The sequence below is a fragment of the Nitrobacter sp. JJSN genome, from assembly GCF_051912485.1.
Lineage (GTDB): Bacteria > Pseudomonadota > Alphaproteobacteria > Rhizobiales > Xanthobacteraceae > Nitrobacter.
In genome coordinates this window covers 516,263-539,133 of sequence record NZ_CP196822.1, presented here as the reverse complement: position 1 = coordinate 539,133, position 22,871 = coordinate 516,263, and the positions used below count along the sequence as shown (strand labels likewise).

At 58.9% G+C, this 22,871-nt stretch carries 22 protein-coding genes and 9 pseudogenes; 15 read left to right on the top strand and 16 right to left on the bottom strand.

Annotated features, from left to right (window positions below; translation table 11 throughout):
- Positions 1–113: 113 nt before the first annotated feature.
- Positions 114–290 carry a hypothetical protein gene (locus ACSZOQ_RS02785; protein ID WP_439924539.1) on the bottom strand — a complete coding sequence of 59 codons (177 nt, stop codon included), beginning with the start codon at positions 288–290 and terminating at the stop codon, positions 114–116.
- 239 nt (positions 291–529) lie between these two features.
- Between ACSZOQ_RS02785 and ACSZOQ_RS02780 the strand changes: the two genes are divergently transcribed.
- The 3 genes and pseudogenes from ACSZOQ_RS02780 to ACSZOQ_RS02770 form a co-directional block, all read left to right on the top strand.
- Positions 530–706, top strand: coding sequence for a hypothetical protein (locus tag ACSZOQ_RS02780; RefSeq protein WP_439924538.1), 177 nt, complete (start codon positions 530–532; stop codon positions 704–706).
- A gap of 181 nt (positions 707–887) precedes the next feature.
- Positions 888–1,262: a hypothetical protein gene (locus tag ACSZOQ_RS02775; RefSeq protein WP_439924537.1), complete on the top strand. Its 375-nt coding sequence runs from the start codon at positions 888–890 to the stop codon at positions 1,260–1,262.
- 14 nt (positions 1,263–1,276) lie between these two features.
- Positions 1,277–1,436: pseudogene (locus ACSZOQ_RS02770) on the top strand (thermonuclease family protein); the annotation flags it as partial.
- A gap of 60 nt (positions 1,437–1,496) precedes the next feature.
- Here the strand turns inward: ACSZOQ_RS02770 and ACSZOQ_RS02765 are convergent.
- Both ACSZOQ_RS02765 and ACSZOQ_RS02760 read right to left on the bottom strand, forming a co-directional pair.
- Positions 1,497–1,784: a hypothetical protein gene (locus tag ACSZOQ_RS02765; protein WP_439924536.1), complete on the bottom strand. Its 288-nt coding sequence runs from the start codon at positions 1,782–1,784 to the stop codon at positions 1,497–1,499.
- A 179-nt stretch (positions 1,785–1,963) separates the two neighbouring features.
- A pseudogene (locus ACSZOQ_RS02760) lies at positions 1,964–2,159 on the bottom strand (phosphorylase family protein); the annotation flags it as partial.
- Between the two features lie 171 nt (positions 2,160–2,330).
- Between ACSZOQ_RS02760 and ACSZOQ_RS02755 the strand changes: the two are divergent.
- The 5 genes and pseudogenes from ACSZOQ_RS02755 (at position 2,331) to ACSZOQ_RS02735 (ending at position 6,595) form a co-directional block, all read left to right on the top strand.
- Positions 2,331–3,023 (top strand): DNA-methyltransferase, encoded by a 693-nt coding sequence (locus tag ACSZOQ_RS02755; RefSeq protein ID WP_439924535.1) that lies wholly within the window; start codon positions 2,331–2,333, stop codon positions 3,021–3,023.
- On the top strand, positions 2,954–3,157 hold the full coding sequence (locus tag ACSZOQ_RS02750) for a hypothetical protein (RefSeq protein WP_439925932.1): 204 nt from the start codon (positions 2,954–2,956) through the stop codon (positions 3,155–3,157). Before ACSZOQ_RS02755 ends, ACSZOQ_RS02750 begins: the two co-directional genes overlap by 70 nt.
- Positions 3,158–3,732: 575 nt before the next feature.
- A complete protein-coding gene (locus ACSZOQ_RS02745) occupies positions 3,733–4,359 on the top strand; it encodes a class I SAM-dependent methyltransferase (RefSeq protein WP_439924534.1) in 627 nt (208 codons plus the stop codon).
- Positions 4,359–5,225, top strand: coding sequence for a nucleoside phosphorylase (locus ACSZOQ_RS02740; RefSeq protein WP_439924533.1), 867 nt, complete (start codon positions 4,359–4,361; stop codon positions 5,223–5,225). Before ACSZOQ_RS02745 ends, ACSZOQ_RS02740 begins: the two co-directional genes overlap by 1 nt.
- Before the next feature lie 612 nt (positions 5,226–5,837).
- Positions 5,838–6,595 (top strand): annotated as a pseudogene (locus ACSZOQ_RS02735) (IS5 family transposase).
- Positions 6,596–6,753: 158 nt separating this feature from the next.
- Here ACSZOQ_RS02735 and ACSZOQ_RS02730 read toward each other — a convergent pair.
- The 3 genes and pseudogenes from ACSZOQ_RS02730 to ACSZOQ_RS02720 form a co-directional block, all read right to left on the bottom strand.
- Positions 6,754–6,918, bottom strand: a pseudogene (locus ACSZOQ_RS02730) (integrase core domain-containing protein); the annotation flags it as partial.
- Positions 6,919–7,406: 488 nt separating this feature from the next.
- Positions 7,407–10,004, bottom strand: coding sequence for a mechanosensitive ion channel domain-containing protein (locus ACSZOQ_RS02725; protein WP_439924532.1), 2,598 nt, complete (start codon positions 10,002–10,004; stop codon positions 7,407–7,409).
- A gap of 496 nt (positions 10,005–10,500) precedes the next feature.
- Positions 10,501–11,394 (bottom strand): annotated as a pseudogene (locus ACSZOQ_RS02720) (IS3 family transposase); the annotation flags it as partial.
- 87 nt (positions 11,395–11,481) lie between these two features.
- Between ACSZOQ_RS02720 and ACSZOQ_RS02715 the strand changes: the two are divergent.
- A complete protein-coding gene (locus tag ACSZOQ_RS02715) occupies positions 11,482–12,507 on the top strand; it encodes an IS110 family transposase (protein ID WP_439922717.1) in 1,026 nt (341 codons plus the stop codon).
- Between the two features lie 255 nt (positions 12,508–12,762).
- On the opposite strand, the pseudogene ACSZOQ_RS02710 reads toward ACSZOQ_RS02715, so the two are convergent.
- A pseudogene (locus ACSZOQ_RS02710) lies at positions 12,763–13,044 on the bottom strand (transposase); the annotation flags it as partial.
- A gap of 485 nt (positions 13,045–13,529) precedes the next feature.
- On the opposite strand from ACSZOQ_RS02710, the pseudogene ACSZOQ_RS02705 reads away from it, so the two are divergent.
- Positions 13,530–13,586: pseudogene (locus ACSZOQ_RS02705) on the top strand (hypothetical protein); the annotation flags it as partial.
- A 16-nt stretch (positions 13,587–13,602) separates the two neighbouring features.
- Here the strand turns inward: ACSZOQ_RS02705 and ACSZOQ_RS02700 are convergent.
- The 5 genes and pseudogenes from ACSZOQ_RS02700 to ACSZOQ_RS02680 form a co-directional block, all read right to left on the bottom strand.
- A pseudogene (locus ACSZOQ_RS02700) lies at positions 13,603–13,725 on the bottom strand (IS110 family transposase); the annotation flags it as partial.
- Entirely contained in the window at positions 13,722–13,928 is a 207-nt protein-coding gene (locus ACSZOQ_RS02695) for a hypothetical protein (protein ID WP_439926174.1), read from the bottom strand. The pseudogene ACSZOQ_RS02700 and the gene ACSZOQ_RS02695, both read right to left, overlap by 4 nt.
- A gap of 84 nt (positions 13,929–14,012) precedes the next feature.
- Positions 14,013–14,564, bottom strand: coding sequence for a phosphatase PAP2 family protein (locus ACSZOQ_RS02690; protein WP_439924531.1), 552 nt, complete (start codon positions 14,562–14,564; stop codon positions 14,013–14,015).
- An 89-nt stretch (positions 14,565–14,653) separates the two neighbouring features.
- Complete coding sequence (locus ACSZOQ_RS02685; protein WP_439924530.1) at positions 14,654–15,871, bottom strand: MFS transporter; 1,218 nt, start codon at positions 15,869–15,871, stop codon at positions 14,654–14,656.
- 133 nt (positions 15,872–16,004) lie between these two features.
- On the bottom strand, positions 16,005–16,343 hold the full coding sequence (locus tag ACSZOQ_RS02680; RefSeq protein WP_439924529.1) for a hypothetical protein: 339 nt from the start codon (positions 16,341–16,343) through the stop codon (positions 16,005–16,007).
- Between the two features lie 53 nt (positions 16,344–16,396).
- Between ACSZOQ_RS02680 and ACSZOQ_RS02675 the strand changes: the two genes are divergently transcribed.
- The gene (locus ACSZOQ_RS02675; RefSeq protein ID WP_439924528.1) at positions 16,397–16,663 is read left to right on the top strand and encodes a hypothetical protein; all 267 of its coding nucleotides are present in this window, start codon (positions 16,397–16,399) and stop codon (positions 16,661–16,663) included.
- On the opposite strand, the pseudogene ACSZOQ_RS02670 reads toward ACSZOQ_RS02675, so the two are convergent.
- Together ACSZOQ_RS02670 and ACSZOQ_RS02665 are read right to left on the bottom strand one after the other, a co-directional pair.
- Positions 16,657–17,455 (bottom strand): annotated as a pseudogene (locus ACSZOQ_RS02670) (IS5 family transposase); the annotation flags it as partial. The gene ACSZOQ_RS02675 and the pseudogene ACSZOQ_RS02670 sit on opposite strands and share 7 nt — an antisense overlap.
- An 81-nt stretch (positions 17,456–17,536) precedes the next feature.
- Positions 17,537–17,731: a hypothetical protein gene (locus ACSZOQ_RS02665; protein WP_439924527.1), complete on the bottom strand. Its 195-nt coding sequence runs from the start codon at positions 17,729–17,731 to the stop codon at positions 17,537–17,539.
- Between the two features lie 247 nt (positions 17,732–17,978).
- Between ACSZOQ_RS02665 and ACSZOQ_RS02660 the strand changes: the two genes are divergently transcribed.
- The 3 genes from ACSZOQ_RS02660 (at position 17,979) to ACSZOQ_RS02650 (ending at position 20,702) form a co-directional block, all read left to right on the top strand.
- A complete protein-coding gene (locus tag ACSZOQ_RS02660; protein WP_439924526.1) occupies positions 17,979–18,263 on the top strand; it encodes a hypothetical protein in 285 nt (94 codons plus the stop codon).
- A 122-nt stretch (positions 18,264–18,385) separates the two neighbouring features.
- Positions 18,386–19,819 carry a caspase family protein gene (locus ACSZOQ_RS02655; protein ID WP_439924525.1) on the top strand — a complete coding sequence of 478 codons (1,434 nt, stop codon included), beginning with the start codon at positions 18,386–18,388 and terminating at the stop codon, positions 19,817–19,819.
- A 565-nt stretch (positions 19,820–20,384) separates the two neighbouring features.
- The gene (locus ACSZOQ_RS02650; RefSeq protein WP_439924524.1) at positions 20,385–20,702 is read left to right on the top strand and encodes an integrase core domain-containing protein; all 318 of its coding nucleotides are present in this window, start codon (positions 20,385–20,387) and stop codon (positions 20,700–20,702) included.
- Between the two features lie 55 nt (positions 20,703–20,757).
- On the opposite strand, the gene ACSZOQ_RS02645 is transcribed toward ACSZOQ_RS02650, so the two are convergent.
- Positions 20,758–21,144: a hypothetical protein gene (locus ACSZOQ_RS02645; RefSeq protein ID WP_439924523.1), complete on the bottom strand. Its 387-nt coding sequence runs from the start codon at positions 21,142–21,144 to the stop codon at positions 20,758–20,760.
- Positions 21,145–21,639: 495 nt separating this feature from the next.
- Between ACSZOQ_RS02645 and ACSZOQ_RS02640 the strand changes: the two genes are divergently transcribed.
- Positions 21,640–21,951: a hypothetical protein gene (locus ACSZOQ_RS02640; protein WP_439924522.1), complete on the top strand. Its 312-nt coding sequence runs from the start codon at positions 21,640–21,642 to the stop codon at positions 21,949–21,951.
- A gap of 155 nt (positions 21,952–22,106) precedes the next feature.
- Here the strand turns inward: ACSZOQ_RS02640 and ACSZOQ_RS02635 are convergent, their stop codons facing one another.
- The gene (locus ACSZOQ_RS02635) at positions 22,107–22,703 is read right to left on the bottom strand and encodes a DUF4337 domain-containing protein (protein WP_439924521.1); all 597 of its coding nucleotides are present in this window, start codon (positions 22,701–22,703) and stop codon (positions 22,107–22,109) included.
- Positions 22,704–22,871: the final 168 nt, after the last annotated feature.

Genomic DNA, 22,871 nt, shown 5'->3' with positions numbered 1-22,871 from the left:
TGCGCCGAAGACTCGGATGACATTTCGGTCTCCTATCAGATTAAAGACGGCCGCTTGGTGCCAAGGCCAGACTAAATATCGGCAAATGACACCGCCTCAATCATTTCGACGCGCTAAAGGTCAAAGATAATGCGCTCTACAGCTTTCGCCATCGCGTCGACCGATACGTCATGCACATACACCGCACCGGCATAACCATCAACGTGACCGGTCAAGTAGTCGCGTGTCACCTTATCCACACACCCGCGTGACAGTTGCGTCAGGCGGTGCCGTATTTGCTTGGCCTTCATGCCGTCGTCATTCCCTCTCCACATTGAAGAAGCTAACAGCGGCGGCGTTCCATGATGCAGCGGAAGGACTTTCACCAACGCGGCGGCGGTGAATATCGGTGTAAGAGATCGCGGTCCTATCATGTCGTACTTGAGGAATCGCTATCCTCGTCAACTGTCTCGCGCGAGACATTCGTCGTTGGCTTGTGCACAACGCGCGATCTGTTAAACCGCGCGTTCACGATTGAAGGAGTGAAGATTTGCCCAAGAAGAAAACATCTGTTCGCCGCGAGTGGTCGAAGGACGACGTTCGCACTCTCAAGGCGCTCGCGAAGCAAAAGGCCGGTGTCGCGAAGATTGCAAAGACGTTGAAGCGAACACCAGGCGCAACGGCAGCCAAGGCACATACCATCGGTGTTTCTCTCAGTATGCAGTAATGATCACCATAGCCCCATTTCATCCGGTCATGGTGATTGATCTCTCGCGACGAGTTTCCATAAATAACCCGGAACGCCGATATCCCGCAGGCGAGCGGATTCAACGCGACGGATCGTGGTGTGTGTATGAGTTCGCGGTGCAGCTAGACGCGATTCAGTTTTGGGACCGCTTCGACGGGCGATGGCTTCGCGGCGAAGAGTTCATTTATCCGGATCGGCCGAAAGACTTGCCGCCATTCAGCAGAACTTTGTCCTTGCGCCGGCACATGCCCACCTCAACCTGGTCGGCGGCGTACTGCTGTTTCTGTTTGGCCTCTATTACCGGGTGTTTCCGGCCGCAGGCCGAATGACGCTGGCCCGGATTCAAGGCTGGCTTCACATTCTCGGCAGCATTCTATTTCCAAGCGGAATAGCCCTCGTGCTTGTGGGCGGCAAGGTCTATATCGCAGCGCTTCATCGGATCGTTGGTCGTGGTGTTGGCGATGGCGCAGTTTGTGGTCGTGGTATTCCGCACCCGGGCGGCCTGATCATCGCCCGATGGCACGACTGCTCCTAGCCGCCCTCGCATCGATGCTGGCCACGACCGCTCTCGCAAAAAAGCCTGACTGGGCAGGCATCCGTCATTGACGGCGACACGCTCGAAATTCACGGGCAGCGCATTCGCCTGTCAAGAATCGACGCGCCCGAGTCCGATCAGCTTTGTCGCGGTGACGACAGCTTACTGATACGAACACGCAGCCGTGACGACTCGCCGGTCGCGTCCGCGTGAGTCGTTCACAGCGAGTGGTAGTTACCAGCGGTAGCCCCACCCGCGATGCCAGCCACCGTATCCGCCATAGAAGCGCAGACCATAGTAGCGGGGGGCGTAGTACCTGGGTGCGTAATCGTAATAGCCATAATATCGTTGGTTCGGCCGCCACCAGCAGCGTCCCCATTCGTTACAGACGTAACGGACTTGCTCTGCGTTCGTCGAAGCAATGCCAGGCGACGAGATCGGCATGGCGCCTGCCGTGGTTGAGGTTGCAGCAACGATACCAAGAGCCGACAATCCCATAAGGGCAAAGGTTATTTTACGCATTGAACCCTCCATAACTTTGGAAGGTCAACTAGCAGGGGGCATGTGAACACTGGTTGAATGATTGTGCCAGTGGTTAGAGCCCAAGGCCGCGGGCATATCAAATTCAGGTGACCGGAATGATTTCTAGCCACAGCGGATGGACGGCCTAGTGGGTGTTCGGATGATGCGAATGCAAGGTACTAACCAGAAGATGATTTGATCAGCGCCTCAAGAAGACGCAAAGCGTCCGCAGTTCCGTCCGCTTCACCTTTTTCAAAGTCTTGGTCTGCTAGTCCCATCGTATTGGTGACGTGGGCGACGCACAAGACGCGCGCTCTTTTGGCGGCGGCCGAAGGCGTACAGAGCAGCCGCCTCCATCTCGACGGCCAGGACACCACTGTGAATCGGCACAGGGGTCAGATCACTGCAGGTGCCGGCAGTAACGCCATAAAGACAATCGAAAAACGCCGATCGGAATGGGGTCACGATCGGCGCCGACCGTGACCCCACTCCGACGTAGATTCCGTTACTTGTCACAAGAAGTTACCGCTGTAGCTTCAAGGGGCTTTGTTCAGCGCCGGTTTACACAAGCCCGAGACCTTCGCGGCGCTGATGGGCAATGCTCGCGCGCAAATGGTCTTTGCCGACCCGCCCTATAACGTCGCGATCGACGGGCATGTCTCCGGGCTTGGCAAGAACCAGCATCGCGAATTCGTGCAGGCCTCTGGCGAGATGACCCGGCGTGAATTTGTGGCGTTCCTAACCGCGGCGCTCCGGAACCTGGCCGATTATTCCTTGGACGGGTCCCTGCACTATTTGTGCATGGATTGGCGACATGCCCTCGAGATCCAGGAGGCTGGCGAAGCCGTCTATTCCGAGCTGAAGAACATCTGCGTCTGGGCCAAGACAAACGCCGGGATGGGCTCGCTTTATCGGTCGCAGCATGAATTCGTCTATGTCTTCAAGGCAGGGACATCCGCCCATATCAACAACATTCAACTGGGCCGCTATGGGCGCGCGCGCTCCAACGTCTGGACCTATGCCGGCGCGACCTCGTTCGGGGTGACCCGCGATGCCGATCTCGCCATGCATCCCACCGTGAAGCCGGTCGCGATGATTGCGGACGCGATTTGGACGCCTCACAGCCCAAGGGCGCCGTACTCGATTGTTTTGCCGGATCCGGATCGACCCTGGTCGCGGCCGCGAAAACCCGTCGGATCGGCTACGGGGTCGAGCTCGATCCAATCTATTGCGATGTGATCCTGACCCGCTTGGCTCGGTTTTTGAAGGCCGATCCAGTCCTTCAGCAAACAGGTAAGACGTTTACGCAGATGGCTACCGAACGCAGTGATGCGACCGCTGAGCGGCCGGAAGCCGCCGGAGGCGCCCAATGAGCAGCGTGATGTCGTTCTGCGGACGAGGAACTGGCATGCGGACCGCAGGACATATCAGCCAAGGCTGGCATCCCGACAAAGGCACGCGAGCAGTTTGGCGACAGCATTCCTCGACCGATGGCCGAACGCAGCATACATGTCGCATCCGACCTTGATCTCGGGGCTGCCTGAAGGTCTCGCGAGCATAGCCGTTATGGGCCTTGGCCCTTCTGCGCCGCGCCGCCATTCGGTCGCCAAATCTATGAGGTACGGGGCATCGCGGTGCTCCACATGCGACGTCCGATAGGTCATATTCGGGTCCGCATCGGGAGTCCATCGAAGTTCAGATCATTGACTGAACGCGCCAGGGAAGCCCGCCGGGAGGCGGACCGGCTCGCCTGCCTGGCTTTTTCATTCAAAGCACTGCAACCTTCATGTCTTGTTGGGCGCGCCGGTCAGGTTTACCTGCTAGCCGCATAAGTCAGACCGGTTTCCCGATTTGGCAACACGGCCTTGACAGCAGAAATCGTGATCACGCGCGTGAACAGATCCTCGGGACGTAAATTGTCTATCCTAAGAAGAACAGAGAGGTGTCAGTGATCAACGAGCTTGAAAACCGCCAGCAGCACTGGGATACTGTGTATTCGACGAAGTCAGAGACTTCTGTAAGTTGGTTTCAGGAAAATCCAGAGCCATCGTTAGGGCTTATTGTCCAGTATGGCGGCCCTAAAGCATCCGTCATCGACGTCGGTGGCGGCGCTTCCAATCTCGTGGATAGTTTGCTGGCGCGCGGCTTTGAGGATGTGACGGTTCTCGATCTTTCTGTCGTTGCCATTGATATAACCAACAAGCGGTTAGGCAAACTTGGCGAGAGGGTGGAATGGCTTGTAGCCGACGCCACCACCTGGACGCCGGCCCGAACCTATCACGTATGGCATGACCGCGCCGCGTTCCATTTTTTGGTTACAGAAACCGACCGGCGCGCGTACGTGGATCGCTTGAAACGCGCCCTCGTTGTCGGCGGGCATGTGATCATCGCTACATTTGCGCCCGATGGTCCCGAGAATTGCAGCGGTTTGCTGGTGCAGCGTCATAACGCGGATAGCCTCGGCCAGACGCTCGGGCCCTCATTCGTCCATCGCGAAACCCGCAAGCATTCTCACGGAACACCGTGGGGATCAGTTCAGGCGTTTCAGTTCAATATCTTTCGGCGAGATTCATAGTGAATAAGAGTAGCGGTCTTTCCTCCCATCCGCTCCCACCAATCATACGTGGCAAGCATCATCAGGCGCCTTCATTCTTCACGCCAGAAAATCTACTGCGCGAGGCGCGGCGCCAGAAGACTATCCCCGATCTGGCGGTGCCGGATGTTTGTATTCTCGATCCAGACGGGGACATACTCCGCCACCTTCGAGCAAGGGGCCTTGCCGAGCCGTTTGAGGCATGGGCTTGCTATCATAGCGAGATGTTCACCTTCAGCCAGAGCGGGCGAAAGCTCGGAATTATTGGCTGCGCTGTAGGCTCAGCATATGCCGTTTTGTTGGCCGAGCAGATGTTCGCCGCGGGCTGTCAGCTGCTGATTAGCATCACATCGTCGGGCCAGATCGCTGCAATTCGGCCGCCGCCATATTTCATTCTGATCGATCGCGCGCTTCGGGATGAAGGAACGAGCTATCACTATCTGCCAGCAAACAACGACTATGCGACGGCCGATCCCGCGCTTATCGCAATAATTGAAGGCGGCCTCGCCCATATCGGCGAACCGGTACACCGAGGCGCGACATGGACAACTGACGCTCCGTACCGAGAGACTACCGAACAGATCGCAGCAGCACGAGCTGAGGGAATTTTAGCCGTCGAAATGGAGGCTGCGGCACTTTATGCATTTGCGACAGCGCGCGAGAAAGATGTGGTTTGCTTCGCTCACGTTACCAATCAGATGGGGCAGGCCGGCGACTTCGAAAAAGGCGAGTTCAATGGCGCGACCGGGTCGCTCAGTCTCGTTCGAGCAGTGACCGCAGCCTGGGTCGGCGCTCACGATGGAACAGAAAAACGCGCACGGCCGGAAAATCCCTCACGTGATCGATAAGGTCCGGTAGCTGCAACGACGGCGGTCCTCAGCTTCGTAGTTTTGTGTCTCGATCCGGCGGTTCGCGACATGATGCCTTATCACGTCACGATGTTGGACGAGGTCGTCAAGCGTCTCGACGATTTCGACGTCGTTCACTTCCACAAACTATCTGCACTATCCCGATGATGCGTCCGCACGCCGATTGTATGCTCAACCGTGCACGCTTCCTGAAATTCTTTCTGCATTTTTTGCGTATGATGTCGATGATCGCGATCTGCCGCAAGGCTTGCCAGCATTCTGACGTCGGATTTGATATGCGCTAGGCACAGCCGCCTTATGCGGTTACTTATTGTCGGTGAAAATTCGACGCGCGAAACGGATCACGACCGCAATGATGATCAATGTCACTATTAAAGGGAGTATCCAGATCAAAAAGAAGCCAAGCAGAAGAACGACGGCTAGCATAAAAATTGCGCCGATTATTGCCGCAGCAAAAAGGTTGATCCCGAATGGGCCAAGCCTTGTGACATAGATACGGTGAGTTCCGTGTGTCGTCTTAGGGTCGGGACCCATAAAATTATTCCTTCCGCGCTGAGTTTATGATTCACGGTCTCCGACAGGAGGCCCCTCATGAGTCGCGATTACTTTTGGCTAACGAAGGATCAGTTCGCTCGGCTCAAGCCGCTTCTGCCTAACGATACGCGCGGCAAGCCACGGGTCGATGATCGGCGGATCATCAGCGGCATCATCCAGGTGCTGAAGTCCGGTGGGCGCTGGATCGATGCGCCGGAGGTCTATGGTCCGCGCAAAACACTCTACAATCGCTTCGTCCGCTGGGCAGCGAAGGGTGTATGGGCAGACATATTCCAGGCACTCGCAACGGCCGGCGGACCTCCTGCGCAGGTCCTGATCGATAGCTCGGCCGTGAAGGCGCATCGATGCGCATCTGGCGGCAAAGGGGGGAACATCAGCAGGCCATCGGCCGATCGCGCGGCGGGCGGACCACGAAGATCCATGCTCTGACCGACGCCGAGTGTCGTCCCGTCGCGTTCTTGCTGACCGGGGGTCAGATAGCCGATTGCACCGCTGGAGCGGTTCTGCTCGAAGAAATGCCACGTTCCGCGATCCTGCACGGCGATAAGGGTTATGACAGCGATGCCATCCGCCGACAGGTCGAGGGAAAGGGTGCGATGCCGAACATCCCGCCCAAGGCGAACCGAGGCTGGAAGAATTGCTTCTCGCCCGTCCTCTATCGAAGCCGCAACGCCATCGAGCGCATGTTCTGTCGCCTGAAGGACTTCCGTCGCATCGCCACCAGATACGATCGTCTCGCAATCAATTTCCTCGCAGCCGTCTGCATCGCTGCGGCTGTCAGTTACTGGTTATGAGTCCGGACCCTAGAGGCCCAGATGCCAGAATCGGGCTGATTACCTGGCAGGATAATTTCAGGCTCGGACCGTGGGCGTTCACTGCTCTTCTTAGTCATCATTCCGCCTTTGATTCGTCCACTGATGGCCGGCGCACCACGGGTGGTCCGAGTTGAATGTTACTGCATAATCGGTTTTGGCGCCATTCTGGTGCGGCCGGCGAAGCTGTTCCGCGTAGCGGAGCCGGCCATTGCCCGGCCTCTGCCGCCGAAGGGCCTGTAGTCCAACGATGAGTGCGGGCGCTCGGTATTGTAATGGCGACGCCACGCTTCGATGCTGACCTTTGGCCAAACCAAGATCGAGCACGCCCGATCTCGCTCAACGATGACCCTGACGGTGGATAAAGGTTGGGTCACCAGGCATCCGTTGAAGACTTGAAACTGCTTCCCGGAGTGCATCGTGTGAATCGGCGCAGGGGTCAGATCGCTGCAGGTGCCGGCAGTAACGCCATAAAGACAATCGAAAAAAGCCGATCGGAGTGGGGTCACGATCGGCGCCGATCGTGACCCCACTCTGACGTAGATTCGGTTACTTGTCACAAGAAGTTACCGCTGCAGCTTCAAGGGGCTTTGTTCAGCGCCGGTTTACACCCATCATCGCGACAAGCAGCGAAGTAAGGCCGCCTCAGACGATAAAAACCCCGCCGGAGCGGGGTTCTCAATGAAACGCAATTGTGATCTTGCCGGGCAGAATCAAACTGACGATCTTGTCAGAGATAACCAGCACGCCGTCGATAACCCAGATCACGCTCTTCACGAAGTTGATAGGATCCTTAGGGTCTGACGAGATTTGCCGACTGTCTTGGTAGATTGGCAAGCTGTCCTGCAGCAGGCCCTTTGGCTTCGACCCTTGTCTTGCGAGCGTCACTTGAGAGATATTCCGCCGTTTCACGCAACAAGTCGATGGTCTGCAGCGTGACCTCCGCCTGCCGGCACGGGATCGAGATCCCGGCCTCCTTGAAGGCTTCCAAGATGGCGATCCTTAGATCAGCGGCCACGTTGCCACCCGCGCGCAGATCGACAAAGGCGTAGAGTTTGAACGTGAGGCCGTCTAACCCAAAATCTTCAAAATCGAAGGACGGTGCAGGCAGTGTCAGGACACTGGGATGGTCCTGCGCGACCTTGAGCAGAATCGATTTGACCGCCCGCGGATCGGAGCCATTCGCAACAATAACCGGGATCGCGATGCGACGCTTGTTGTCGCGCAATGTCCAGTTCTTCACCTTCTCCGTGATGAAGTAGGAGTTCGGAATCACAACGCTCGCTCGCTCATAGGTCTCGACCTCGGTCGAACGAACGCTGATCTTGCGAACATAACCTTCTTCGCCTCCGACGACGACCAAGTCACCGATCTTGATGGGGCGCTCAGCCAGAAGGATCAGCCCTGACACGAAATTGTTGACGATGCTTTGCAGACCGAAACCGATACCGACGGAGAATGCGCCGGCCAGGATCGCGAGATTGGACAGGTCGAAGCCTGCGTAAGAGAAGGCCACGAGCGTTGCGATGACGACGCCGCCGTATCCCACTCCAACGCGAATCGAATCGCGGAGGCCGCCCGAAATACCCGCCGCCTTGAGAACCCGCTCATCGAGCCAGCCCTGGAAAAGTCGCGCGGCACCATAGGCGAGCCCGAACACGATCACCGACGCGAGGAGCACCGCAAAGGATACTTGGGTGTTGCCAACCCGGAAACCGAAGAAGAGCTGCGTGTACCAGTCGTAGACTTCCGGCCAACTGTAACCCCACTGGAGCAAAATGAGGGGCACGGACAGTATGATCACAGAAGCCTTGAGGAGCAGGCCGATCGGCAGAGCCAACTGCTCGTGCCGCCGGTGTTGCTCACCAAAGCTTTCCTTGAGCCAGCGGCCTGTCGCTGCGCGGTCGTCGCCCAAGCCCTGCATTAGTCCATCGACCCACAACAGCAGGAGGTAGGCAAACGCCATAATGGAGCCGGTCACGACCAATTGTTGCGCGAGAAACCGAGCAAGCGCCAAGTACCCGGCAAGTGCCGATATGATGATTGCGACGACTGCAATCCAAATAGGAGCCCGCAGCACGGCGAGCAGCCGCGGTGAGAGGCTTCGGTCCTGATGCTGCCCCTCCAGCGGCGTAAGAAGGATGGCAACGATGATCCCGGCCACAAGCAGGCTCGACGGAAGTGCAACCGCGATCGTCAGCGCAAAGGGAGCCTGCACGACACGAGTGACTATGTAGAGCAAAGTGGTCACGCCGTACACGATTGCGAGCGCTAGAAGAAGCCCGCAAATCCGACGTGCTGTGCGATCAGACACGGGGATCAACCGCCAATGCGGCATCCTCGGTGCGAACGCACTGATGACAAGCACGCCGACCGCGAAAACGGTGATGATTGATTGCGCAGTTGAGTACAGCAGCCAATCGACGCGTTTAGGCAATTGATGCGTGTCGGCGACGAGCCCGTAGAGGAAAGCGATCGGCACCACGACCGGCAATATCCACAGCAAGGCGATGGCGCCGGCGACTGCAGCCCGTCGCCAGAAGGGCTGATCAACGTCCTCGGTCCGCCGGCGGCGCAACCTCCAGGTCCCGAAGGCGGCGGCAAAAGCGAGCCCGAGCAGGAGCAGTCCGGCTTCGAAAACGAGGAGCAACACCTCGTCCTGATCGCGGAGACTGCGCCACCAGTCGGCCATGATGTCGCGAACACGGTATGTGGCTAATGGGACATAGTCCGGTACTCTCGACCAGGTCTCCGACGAGTAGATGCCCGGGAGGGGCTGCAACAGGCGTGTCGCGAAATTCTTTCGGCGAATTTCTTGGATGGTATCGATGAGCCTGTCGATGCGCAGGTTGGCGGAGTCGATTTCTTTCTGACCTCCGGTCAACACCCCGTGGTAGTAGGTCCGGTCAGCCCGACTTCGTGCTACGTCGTCTGGCTCGGGTGGTTGACCGGCAGCCGGTGCCGGCCCGAGCAAGCCCAATTGCTCCTTGGCGGCCGCGAGTGCAGGTTCAAGATGCGTTCGGAAGCTCCCGATCTCGCCGCGAACGCGTTGGAGCTTGTCACGGAAGTCGTTCAGGTCGGAATAGCTCAAGCGCGGCTTTTGTAGGTCGCCCTCCAGGCGCGAAAGCTCCTGTTGCCAGCCGGTGATACTCTTCTCGATGTCAACGCCGACACTTTTGTTGGCACGTGTAACAATCTCGGCCGTGTTGAGTGGAGGCGCAGGCGGTTTTGTTAGCTGCGCGGTGGCTGGCGCACCCGAAGGAGAAGCTGCCCGCTGCGCCGCATCTGGATTGGGCGATGTCGCCGGTGCGGTCTGAGCCTGGGCGCCGGCTACAACCAGTAGAGAAAAGAGGCTCAACGCCCACGCTACGACCCACAGTCGGCGGATCATCGGCAGCTCTCCCACATCGTATGGTAACTCTTATCCTGACGGCGAATTCCCCCGCAGCCGTCTCCGAAAACTTGATGGCCAGACAATGGCCAAATGTGCGATTTCGGGGGCAGCGACGGTGATGCGTGAATATCGATTGAGACCGGCGAAGCGATACCCAAGTTTGTCGCCGTAATAGACCGCGCATCGGCCTTCCAAAAGGTAATTCATCAGTCAGCGATCAAGACGGCATCGTTTTGCTGCCAAAATTTGATGCGATTCTAGCACAGGAGTCGAGCGCGACGGCCTCATGAGCAATAAAATTCGCGCTTCTGCTGTTGGCCTTTAATTGATATGCCTTCGCTCCCGGCGATTGTGTGTACCGAAAACCGTAACCGAGTTGATGACGTGATGGAATCGCCCAAGCTGGCGGAATGATCGGTGTGTGTACGGAAAACCTAAACACGAACATATTGGTGATGCTGGCCTGCCCCTATGAGGTGGTCCACTTTCAGTCTTAATGCATGATGGGCTTTTCGGCCATTGCTTGCGCTGCCGGCGGAAGCGATCCGGCTGGCTTTGAAGGCCAGGCGATGGCCTCTGGCGCCGGCGGTTTATATCCGAGCGATGAGTGTGGTCGCTCGGTGTTGTAGTAGCGTCGCCATGCCTCGATGATGACCTTGGCCTCGGCGAGGCTGTAGAAGATCTCGCTGTTGAGCAGTTCGTCGCGAAGCTTTGAGTTGAAGCTCTCGCAGTAGCCGTTCTCCCAAGGGCTTCCGGGCTCGATGAACGCGGTCTTCGCGCCGACAGCTGCAATCCAATCCCGCACTGCCTTAGCGATGAACTCCGGCCCGTTATCAGAGCGAACGTGGCCGGGCACGCCGCGTAGGATGAACAGGTCCGACAAGACGTCGATGACGTTGGTCGAGTTGAGCTTGCGATCAATCCGGATCGCCAGACATTCTCGGGTGAACTCGTCGATGATGTTGAGCATGCGGAACTTCCTGCCATTGTGGGTCCGGCCCTCGACGAAGTCATAGGACCAAACATGGTTAGAATGCTCGGGCCGAAGCCGGACGCACGATCCGTCGTTCAGCCAGAGCCGGCCTTTCTTCGGTTGCTTTTGGGGAACCTTCAGCCCCTCCCGCCGCCAGATACGCTCGACACGCTTGGCATTCACCGTCCAACCCTCGGACCGCAGCATCGCCGTGATCCTGCGATATCCATAGCGGCCGTAGCGTGAGGCCAGACGGATGATGTCGGTCGTCAATGCCTCTTCATCCGGTCGGCTTTGCGGCTTCTTGCGCTGGGTCGAGCGATGCTGGCCGAGAACCTTGCAGGCAAAGCGCTCCGAGACGGAGAACTTCACCATGACGTGGTCGACGCAGCGGCGACGGCGGGAGGGGCTCAGATGGGGTATTCGGGGGTTTCCCTCGCCAAGGCGTCCGTTGCGAGGCGAGATTGAAGCTCCAGATATTCAACATCGAAGGAGCCCGTCATGTCACTGTTTGCTGGCCTCGATATCTCCGTGAAGACGACCGCTATTTGCGTCCTGGACGCGAACGGGCGAGTCCTTCTCGAGACGATGGTTGATAGTGCACCAGAGGCAATAGCCGGTCGCTTGCACGAGTTCGGTCAGCCTTTCGAGCGGATCGGATTGGAAGCAGGACCATTATCCCAGTGGATCTATGCCGGTCTCGTCGACGTTGGCCTTGCGGCGATCTGTGTCGAGACCCGGCATATGCATGCAGCGCTCTCGGCACGCATCAACAAAACCGACCGGAACGACGCCCGCGGGATCGCCCAGATGATGCGGGTCGGGCTGTTCAAGGCAGTCCACGTCAAAACTCCCGCCAGCCAACATCGAAGACTTCTGCTGACCTCTCGCAAATTACTGCAGCGGAAGATTTATGACATCGAGAATGACCTGCGGGGCTCGCTGCGTAATTTCGGACTCAAGGTGGGTGTGGTTGGCAAAATCAAATTTGAGGACCGTATCCGTGAGCTCGTTGCAGATCATTCGTTCGTTGCTGCCATCGCCGCTTCGTTGTTAGAGGCACGAGCAGCTCTACGAGCTCAGTTTGCTAAACTTCACCGCATGCTGCTTGATCTGGTGCAGGTCGATCCGGTCTGTCGCCGCCTGATGTCCGCGCCAGGGGTCGGACCGATCGTCGCTCTCACGTTCCGAACGTGCGTCGACAATCCCGCGCGATTCTCAAGATCCAAGTGCGTGGGTGCTCACTACGGACTTACGCCGCGCATTTATCAGTCCGGCGAGATCTCCAGGACGGGCCGCATCTCCCGATCTGGGGATGTGATGCTTCGATCCAGCCTTTATGAAGCAGCTCTCGTCGTATTAACTGGCCCAGGTCGCTGGAACCCGCTCAAGGCCTGGGGCATTGCAGTGGCGCGCCGGCGCGGAATGCAAAAGGCGATGGTCGCAGTTGCACGCAAGCTCGCGGTCATACTTCACCGGATGTGGAGGGATGATACCGACTTCCGCTGGAGCGCAGCTACAACCTAATCACAGAGGAAAACGACAACCGATTCAACTTCCTCCATGCTGGAGGAGGCGTCCCGCGAGGACGACGGGATTGGGTGAGACCGAGGAAACTCGTGCGGCGCACTTACGACCGCGCGGCTTAGATGGCTCCGCCCGTTCCCTCTGATCCCATCATGAGGCTGCAAAATGCTGACCTCGGAGAGAAGCAAGAGCCTCGCAGGATGATCTCTGACATCGTGGACGTGCAAAAAGGAGCTTGCATCATGCGCCCCGAATAGAGAAGAAGTTTCCCTTTGCGGCCTCCGCCAAGATCAGCTTGTCCAGCGTCAGATCCGACACCGCTCGACGGAGCCGGGTGTTCTCGGTCTCCAGCTCCTTCAGCCGCTTCACCTGGTCGCCCTTCAAGCCACCAAACTCCTTGCGCCACCGGTAATACGTGAACTGCGTCACGCCGATCGAACGAACCGCTTCGCCAACCGATCTGCCTTGTGAAAGCAAAACATCGACCTGGCGCAGCTTAGCGACGATCTCTTCCGGCTTGTGCTTCTTCTGGGGCATTCCAATGTCCTCTCTACGGCTAATAGCCTAACTCAGGGAGGACCACTTTTCAGGGGGCAGACCAGGGCATCATCCCAAGGAAATGCCTCCGTTATCTGACGTGCAACCCATTCTGCCGTCGGGTTTGCTGTGACATTGATCCAGACCATGTCTCTGCGGTCTAGCCGGACGATGACGAAGGCATAAAGCAAGTCGAAACCGATAGTCGGGACAACGAACAAGTCCATTGCCGCGATATCTGGGGCATGATTGCGCAGGAAGGTCCGCCATCCCTGGCTGGGTGTTAATCGGCGCCGAACTTGGCCCCGTGAACTATGGGCCACAATTCCTTGTCGCAGTTGACATAACCCGCGCCGGGGTGGGGTCAACACCGGCGCCTATCGTGACCCCACTCCGCCGAAGCTTTCTCAATTTCCTTCAGGACGTTACTGCTCATCCTTCCAGCGACGTGACCCGGGCGCCGATTCACACGCAACGCGCACGTTCTGGCGGTCCGCTCCGAAGGATTCGCCGACTATCAGATCAAGCCGGCCGGCGATCGCGACGAGTTCACCTCGATCATCTATCTGGAGCCATTCGACTGGCGTAGGCGCGTTCATGGCGCAGCGAAGCCCAGATCATGCGTGCCAGCTTGGCGGCCAATGCCACCACGACCACATTCCGATGCGATCGGGCCATCACCCACGGCAGCGCCATGGTGTGTCCCGCGTCCGCCCGCACCCGCGTCCCGTGCACGCCGTGGTCGACCGGATCGGATATGCCCGCCTCGCGCGCGCCTGCCGGCCATCGATCACCAGCACTGCTTCACCCGGCGTGACGTTCTCCAGCAGATACAGGCCCTGCGCGTCGGTCTGCGCCCGCACCGCGCCCAGAGACGCTTGCAAGCCGATCGAAGAGCACCGCCGCTGCTGGAGGCTTGACTACGCGGATGGCGCACAAGAACAAACACGTCACAATCTCAACGATACCTACAAAATATCGGTAATGAAGCGATCGGCCCGCGTGCCTTCCCAAAAGACCGAGCGCACCACGGCGGCTGCAACAACACCGGTCAGGGCCCCGCCCAAAGCGTCGCTTGCGTAGTGCGTTCCGAGGTAGACGCGCGAGAATGTCACCAACAGAGCCGCAGCCAAGAACCCACATCCTAAACGCCGCATCCCATGCAGCAGGAACGTCGCAGCGATGGCAAAGGTAGCTGTCGCGTGATCCGAAGGAAACGAGAAGTCGCCGCTGCGTTCGATCAGGAGATGAGTAATGCCACCATCGTACGGTCGCATCCGATGGACGAACAGCAAGATGAACTGATTGAGGGCCAAGCCGAGAAGGAATGAGAGTCCCGCCGCGACGAGAACATGGCGGGTGTGTGGTCTGTCGGTCTGCCGCCACCATTGCCCTGCGACCGCCAGAACTAGGAGCGGGATTCCGATAACCGAAACCCAGATCATCAGAAAATCGACGGCGGCGCTTCGTTCTGCCAAGCCGTTGATAGCGTGTGTTGCTGCGGCGTCGAGTTCATACATAGGCAGTTCCTCGGTTCGACCTCCAGAACCGCTGCATGTGCGGTGTTTGGGGCGTGATGAGTGAGGTCAGCGGATAACGCTGCGGTTGTTCAGGCTTCGGTCCACTCGCTCAGCCGGCCGCGGATGGCAAACAATCCTGCGAGGGTCAGCACGGTGAAGGCGGCTCCTGCCAGGAATGTGCCTTGTGGGCCCGTGATGTCCCAAAGCGCGCCGGCGACGACGCTGGCCACGAGCAGCGCGACACCGATCATTAGATTGAACATGCCGAAGGCGGTTCCGCGCAGTTCTGCCGGCGCGGTCTCGGCAATCAAGGTTGCCAGCAAGCCCTGCGTGAAGCCCATATGGAGGCCCCAAAGCACGACGCCGATCCCGACCCAGATGAAGTCTGTCGCAAAGGCGAGCACGAGATCGGCCAGGAGAAGTAGGACAAGGCCAATGGCCAAAAGGGTCAGGCGATTGACGCGATCGGACAGCACGCCGATGGGATAGGCCGACAGGGAATAAGCGAGGCTCATGATCACCAGAACGATCGGGATCAGCGCCAATGGCACTCCGATCGATTGTGCGCGCAAGATGAGAAAGGCTTCGCTGAAGCGGGCGAGTATGAAGACCGCTGCTACCGCCACGACCCACCAATAGGGCGCTCCCAGACGGCTTAGTTCATCGCGATGCAGCGGCATGCGAATACGGCGCAGCTCCTTCGGGCGCTCCGGCTCCTTCACGGCAACGATGATCAGCCCGACGGATAGGAATGCCGGAATGACGGCAATCCAAAACACCGCCTGAAAATAATTGGCTGTCAGCCACATCAGGCCGATGGCCAGCAGCGGGCCGATGAAAGCGCCGATCGTGTCCAGCGATTGACGTAGACCGAAACTCGCGCCGCGCAGATGTGCGGGGGCGATGTCGGCAACCAGCGCGTCACGCGGCGCACCACGGATGCCCTTGCCGATACGGTCGATGAAGCGCGCTGCGATCAACCATCCAACCGAGGGTGCAAGAGGAAAGATCGGCTTGGTGAAGGCGGCCACGCCATAACCGAGCGCGGCGAGGAGTTTGCGTTTGCCGAGCCAATCGCTCAGTGCACCAGAGAAGACCTTGGTGATCGAGGCGGTCGCTTCAGCGATGCCTTCAATGACGCCGACGGTCAGGGCTGAGGTGCCGAGCACCGTTACCATGTAGACGGGGAGCAGCGCATGGATCATCTCGGACGAGATGTCCATCAGCATCGAGACGAAGCCGAGGGCCCATACACCAGTCGGGATTCTTTGTCGTGTTTCAAGATGAGCAAGGATCTCGGGCGTCATCGCACCTGTTCCTTTCTCCTTACCGCATTGAAGCGCCCGCAATCTTGTGGCGACGATGCAGTTCTCTAACGTCCGGCAAAAACTGTCAATCGGCGCCGAAGTTTGGCTCTGCGTATCGCCTCACCTGGGGATGTTACTTTCGCTTGACGGATGTTGGTCCGACTGTCGGCCGGTCCGAGGTGGCATCATTGCTCGACGTCGCGGAGTGCCCATCACACGCAGCGGCGGTCCCAGTCCCGGGATCACCGGCCAGTGCCACACCCTCAGCCGTGCGCGGGATGATCGTCTCGGCTGCTTTGCGTCTGAGCGACCGCAACAAGCGCTGCACGATAATGTGCTGCGGCGGACCGAACTGTTCGGGGCGTTGCTCGACGAGGCGACCGAGAGTTGCCAGCGCAGTCAGACGGGGCTCGGCCGCCAGCCAGCGCTCGATGTCGGCGAGGTGCGGATTGAGCATCGATGGCATTCTCATTCGCTTTTTGTATGGCTTGCTCCGACAAGCTCGCCCGGGATTCGCGCGAGCTCATGAGAAGCCCCTTCTATCAGGCTCTGTTCGATACCAGACCCTCGAGCGAGGCGAATTCCGAATACGAAACGACGGCAGGCGGCTATCGACTGCCCGTCCCGTTGCCGCCCGCCGACCGGATGCGCGTTTACCGGGTCTGCATTGCTCTCGGTGCCGCAGAACGGTGCAAGGCCGCAACGGAATGCACGACGCTGGAGCTCTCGCCGCCAACGCTGGACGATCAGAAGCCGTTCGCGGTTGGCCGCCTTAGCAACACGGCGTCGTAGCCCTTGTCCGCGCCGAGTGTGATGCGCGTCGGGCGGTCCGCCAACGGTTCGACCATGATCAGCGCAGCGGCGCGCTCGGCATGGCCATCGACCGGCGTCAGCACGGCGTCGACGATCAGCCCGTTGCGTCTCCATCAGGGCATGTCCCATGAAGCACAGCGCGGCCCCGACGCCGGGGCTTTTCTTGTAGAGCTTCGCCGAAGGGTCCGTCGTCGAGGCGTGCGTGTCGTTGGTGCGCCTCTCGCCCCTGAAGTTTACCTCGACGTTGCGGCCGCCGTCACCGGATGGGGGTGGCGCGCCATCGTCTTTCGGCCGCACGCTCTTCATCGACGCCCAGGCCTCAATCAACGTGCCGTCGACGCTGAAGTGGTCGTTCGACAGAAGCCGCTTCACCCGCGGCTGCGACAGAACCGCCGCCAGGAACTCGCGCGCCACGTCGCCTTGAAGCAGCCGGTCACGATTCTTCGTAAACGTCGTGGCGTCCCAAACCGACGCATCCATCGACAATCCGACGAACCAGCGGAACAACAGATTATAGTCGAGCTGCTCCATCAGTTGCCGCTCCGACCGCACCGAAAAGAACGCCTGCAGCAGCAGCGCCTTCAGCAATTGCTCCGGCGGGATCGAGGGACGACCGGTATGCGAATAAAGCGCGGCGAACCGGGTACTCATCCCGGCCAGAACCTCATCGACCAGTGCACGGATCGGCCGCAGCGGATGATCCTTCGCAACGCGATTCTCCAGCCGAACATAGCTGAACATCCCGTCCGATCGTTCTTCCCCGCCTCGCATCGCAAATCACCCCCGTCGTCTCGCCCGCAACAACGGAATCATCAAATCGATCCAAACGCGAGACTGTTTTTCAGCGCCCTGCTAGGGATGGTCTTCACGCACATCTATGCTGATGCCGAGCGCATCAGCCTTTAATTGAATATCTTTGCGGGTTCGCCCGAGCATCCGCGCTATTCGAGATGGTGATACCCGCAGTTTGATTAAACCTCGAAGCTTTTTGACTTCTGTCGCCGTCCATTTTCTATGACCGTTGCTGATAGAAATCGACTTTTTCATTGCACATGCGTCATACGCAGTCGGCGACGAAACGGCAACTCGGTGCGCTGAGGTTCGCATCCGGTCCAGTTGGATTTACAACTTATCAACGAGAGATACCCCGTCTGCTACGTTGTCGACATCTCGGGACCAAGGGGGCGAACCATGGAGTAGATTCTAATTAATTTGATCGCGGGCGCACTGGGTGGAAATGCTGCTGGCAAAGCATCGCCAGCTTTCGATCTTCCCTTGAGGCTCAAGAGAAAGGATGTCTCGCAAGAGCGCCTCCGCCGACCAGAGGTTACTCGATCTGCAGCGAGAGCTTAGCGATGCCGCCGTCGATGCCAGAAAGATTGCCGCGTACTACATCCATTCGATCATCGACGCCGTCGAGGTCGACGACAAGGCCATCCGGATCCTCGGCAGCAAGGATATCCTCCAAGCCGCTATTGCGGGAAATGTTCGTGGTTTTGTACGCAAATGGCGCGCCATTCAGAATAAAACTGTTGATCGGCGTGGGGTCCGGACGCCGACCGGCGCGCTAAGCTATTGATCTCCTTGGCGCTAGTGCGGTCACTCTTCGACGCCTATTCACAGCGACACAGCCGCGCACGCTGAACCGTTACGCCGGGCAAGCCGACAACCGTTGAACAAGAAATGCGCAGGAACTTTGCCATGACATTATCGATGTTTCGCTCGATCGTCTTCGGGGCAATCGCCGCCATGGTGCTCACCGCGCATGCGGCCGCTGCGGAGAACCGTCTGGCGCTGGTGATCGGTCAGTCGGCCTATCGTGGGGTGACGCCGCTGCCCAATCCCACCAACGACGCCAAGGCCATGACCCAGATGCTCGGCGACGCCGGTTTCGAGGTGCTGACGGCGTCCGACCTGTCGCAGACGGAAATGCGCGAGAAGGTCGGCGAATTCGCGGCAAAGGTCGCGGCGAAGGGCCCCGACACTGTCGCGCTGATTTTCTATGCCGGTCACGGCTTGCAGGTCGATGGCGAGAATTTCCTGATCCCCGTCGATCTCGATCCGAAGCGCGAGGCCGATATTCCGCTGCAGGCGGTTCGTCTCAACGACATCATGAATACCCTGACGTCAGTTCCGAGCCGCATGCGCATCGTGCTACTCGACGCGTGCCGCAACAACCCGTTCCCCGCGATCGACAAGACGGTGGGACATGGTCTCGCGATCGTCGATGCCAAGGTCGCCGCGCCCGGCACGTTCCTGTCATTCTCGACATCGCCGGGCGCCGAGGCGGAAGATGGGACTGGCGCGGACAGTCCCTACACGGCGGCGCTCTTGTCCGTCGGGCGTGAGGCGGGACTCTCGATCGAGCAGGCCTTCAAGCGCGTCCGGCTGGCGGTCAACAAGGCGACGAATGGCCGCCAGACGCCGTGGGACAGCTCCTCGTTGACGGATGGTTTCGAGTTTTTCCCTGACAGTGCCGCCAGCGCCAGGCAACCCGCCGAATCCAGGACAAAGCGGACTGTCGAGGAGTGGCGGCGCGAGCTGAAGGGCAAGACCGCCGAGCAAGCCAATGAGATAATCGTCGGCGACGGCAGCGACGAAGCCTATGCGGCGTTCGTCGATCTCTATCCGGACACGCCGTTCGGCCTCGGGGCGCGGCAGTGGCTCGATCGTCACCTCAGGATGGTGGCCTGGAACAGGGCGATCATCACCAATACGGCGGCCGGTTATCGTGGCTTCCTCGCCGAATACCCTGATAGCGATCTGACGTCGACGGCACGCAAGCTCGAGGAGCGCCTGCGCAACCGGCCCGACAATCCGAATACGGCCGTCGCTGCTGCTGTGGCGGGACCGACCTGTCCTTGCAGTGCGCCGCCTCTGCCGCAGAAGAAAAAGGCCGAAGCGCCGCCGAAGAAACAGGCCAAGCCGGACCGTTCGCGGTACGTCGACACTCCTCCGCGCCGCAATCGCCAATCGGACTACGACTATGTCGACGACCCGCCGCCGCCGCGCAGCTACGTTCCGTTGCCGATGCCATCCATTGGCATCATCGGCGGTTTTGGCGGCCGCGGCGTTGGCTTCGGGAGCGGCGGTTCCGGTCGCGGTGGCATGGGCAATACGCCGGGACGATACTGAGAGAAGTAATCTCGGTTCAGTGCGGCGTGCCGGCATCCAGCCGGTCTTGCGTCGCTTTTCCCCGAGCACTCCGTCCATAAATCGTTCCGCCGAAACCGCCACCTGCTGTGTATGCCGAAAACCTCATCCGAGTTGATGATGTGACGGAATCGCCTAAGCTGGCGGAATGATCGGGCTGCTCTGTTTCGCTCTGGCCGTCCTGGCCTCGCCATTCAAGTCGAAGTTGCGGCTTGAAGCTGAGAATGCGGTGCTGCGACATCTGCCCCTGTCGGAAACCTAATCCGGCTGACAACTGAGGCCGAATCGCGCAATGCTTCGGCCTTATGAGAGAAGCTTGCAGCGTGGTCTGGTTGGCGCTGGTCGGATTATTCCGGTCGCGGGCCTCGCTGGAAGCCGAGATACTGATCCTTCGTCATCAGCTTAACATCCAGCGACGTCAATCACCAAAGCGGCTGAATTTCAGCACTTTGGATCGGTTGGATATTTGCTGGGCTGTATCGTTTGGCGCCAAGTGTTCTAGGGGCTCTGGCGATTTTGAAGCCTGAGACGGTGATCCGCTCGATCCATGGGCACTCGTGATCGATCGACGTCGCCGCGCTCGCCATGGCAAAACGCATATGCTGAACGGCTGATCGGTTCGATCCGGCGGGAGTGCCTTAACCACGTTGCTGTGTTCGGCGAGCGGCATCTTCGTCACGTGCTACTGTCTTACATGAACTGCTATAATAAGACGCGCACGCACCTGTCGTTGGACAAGGATGCGCCCCTATCGCGCACGGTTCAGAGCAGGGCGTATTCGCCTTCCAATCCTGGGCGGGCTGCATCACCAATATATTCGGATTTGATTTGCGACAGGCACAACCATCAATATGCCCAGATTTGATATGCGGTAGGCACAGGACGGCGGGAGGTGAAGTCGGACTTTGAGGATCGTCCCGCTAGGACGGCTTCGGCATCCGTTGGCTGAGAACTGCGGCTAGGCGTTCCTCAAAGTCTTTTCGCTGCTCGTCTAGAGGCCGCTCGAACATGTTGTCTTTAGAGACTATGCCACGCGCTTCGTCGGCATCGATGCTATCCATATTGCAGTCCTTGAACGTGCATCCCGTGAACGCGATCTGCTCGGTCTCGGCATCCATCAACAATGTGCATTTGACGAAGATACACTCGTCGTATCGGCGAAAGTTTATTTGGCTGCGGAAATCAAAAGTCTCAGCGTGAAAGACTTCATTCCACACCACTCGCTCTTCGTTGATTTCGGACATCCATGCCATTTTATCTTTCGCCGGCTCGGTCGCGGTGCTGGCCCAACCTTGGCCAGCGGGCATTATCGTGGTTCGGTTGACGGCTTGATCGGAATTAAGCGATCACATCAAAGAGCAAAACTATCAATTGAGCACGACCGTATACCGACAGCGCCATATTGAAGCGCGGCGGTCCACCGTACGCGAAGCCGAACGCCGCTATGATCACGGCGGCAAGCGCGGTCACGGCATTGATAAAAACGGCCTTGCCAATTGAGTCCGGCCCTCTCTTGGTGAGAAGCTAAATCAGGCGCGATCCTAAGAAAACCGCCACCAGAGCCTGGATCAAAAGCATAGATGATTCCCCGAGGATTTCACCAGGTGAGCATGTCCGTGCACTTCAAACACTGATGTGGCTACCACCAGCGACTATCGGAGGATAGCTCACTTCCCTCTTGTGAGCCCGATCTCCACAAGGCGGATGGGCCTGGGCTCGCGTCATGTTGCGCTGGCGGGCGCCGATTGCCGGGTATAAGTTAGATGTCAACGTTTGAAGCCATTTCCACGAGGACGTTTCCGATGCTTAAAACCAATCTTCTCGTCGGCGCGAGCCTGTTGCTCGCTTTTTCCGCTTCCGCCGCTCCGCTGCATCCGACACGAGTGGTGACAGAAACCGTACCGCTGGTGCGCGCACATATGGTGTGTGACGACTACGGCAACTGCTATCGCACGCATCCTCGGCGCTACGTCGAACGCCGATACTACTACGATGACGATGCCGGCTACGAACCTCGCTACTATCGTCCCCGCTATTACGCCCCGCGCGTCGGCGTCTACAGCGGCTATGGATATTATGGTCCGTCATTCGGCTTCAGCGTCGGCACGTGGTAATTGCATAACCATTCCTGTCGGCGGGTCCAAGGGCGTCGCGCTGGCCTATGTCCATTGCCGCGACGACCTGCAAGGCGTGGCGTAAGCCAGTGAGCTGCTCGCCTGATCCAGTGCGTCCGGAAAAAGCGTTCGCGATAGGCGCGCAAATATGGTCGTCAGTGTCCCAGCAGGTGCAATGCGTGGGGCGCAAACATCCCGATCGCTGTGACCCCGACGCCAGCGACCGCCAGCAGTCCCGATATCCACGCCAGCACAATCATGCCGGTGATGATGGCGGCCGACGCCAGCACGATCGCGATCTGGAACGCGGCCGACGCCAGCTCGAAGTGATGATATTTCGCCATCGCGAGATCACGCGCGTCCTCGGCGTGTTTGGCGCTCTCAGCGAGTTGATCCTGTCCCTCGCCGGTACTCGGGTCGGAACGATAGCGCGCCGCGGTCTCCTGCCACTCGTCGATCTGTTTTTGCAGCGCAGCCCTGGTCGCCTCGTCCTTCGCCAGCATGAGGCTGAGCTTGGCTTGATCGGCCTGGATTTGGACCGTGGTGCGACGGATGCTCTTGGCCTGGAAAAAGGCCCAGAGATTGGAGGACTCCACGTTCTTGCTGATCGATTCGGTCTGGGTGCCCTTGCCCAGCGTCTCGGACAGCGCGAGGCAGAGCGCGATGACGGCGATCAGCAGCGCGATCTTCTTGTTCTCTCCCGACGCATGATGCGTTTGCTCGGCTTGTTCCATGCTTTCGTGCGCGCTCATGGTCCTCTCCCGCGGCGGTTTGACGGCCCACGATTGACCGGCGGCTTTTCCCGTGCAAGTGGCCAACCGGTATCGGAAGCGAGTTTCCTGTAGCGCTGAATCCGGGATGTCACGCGCGGGAGTGCGCGAGGAGCCTACCTTTCGCGAATTACAACAGCTTGTCGGCAA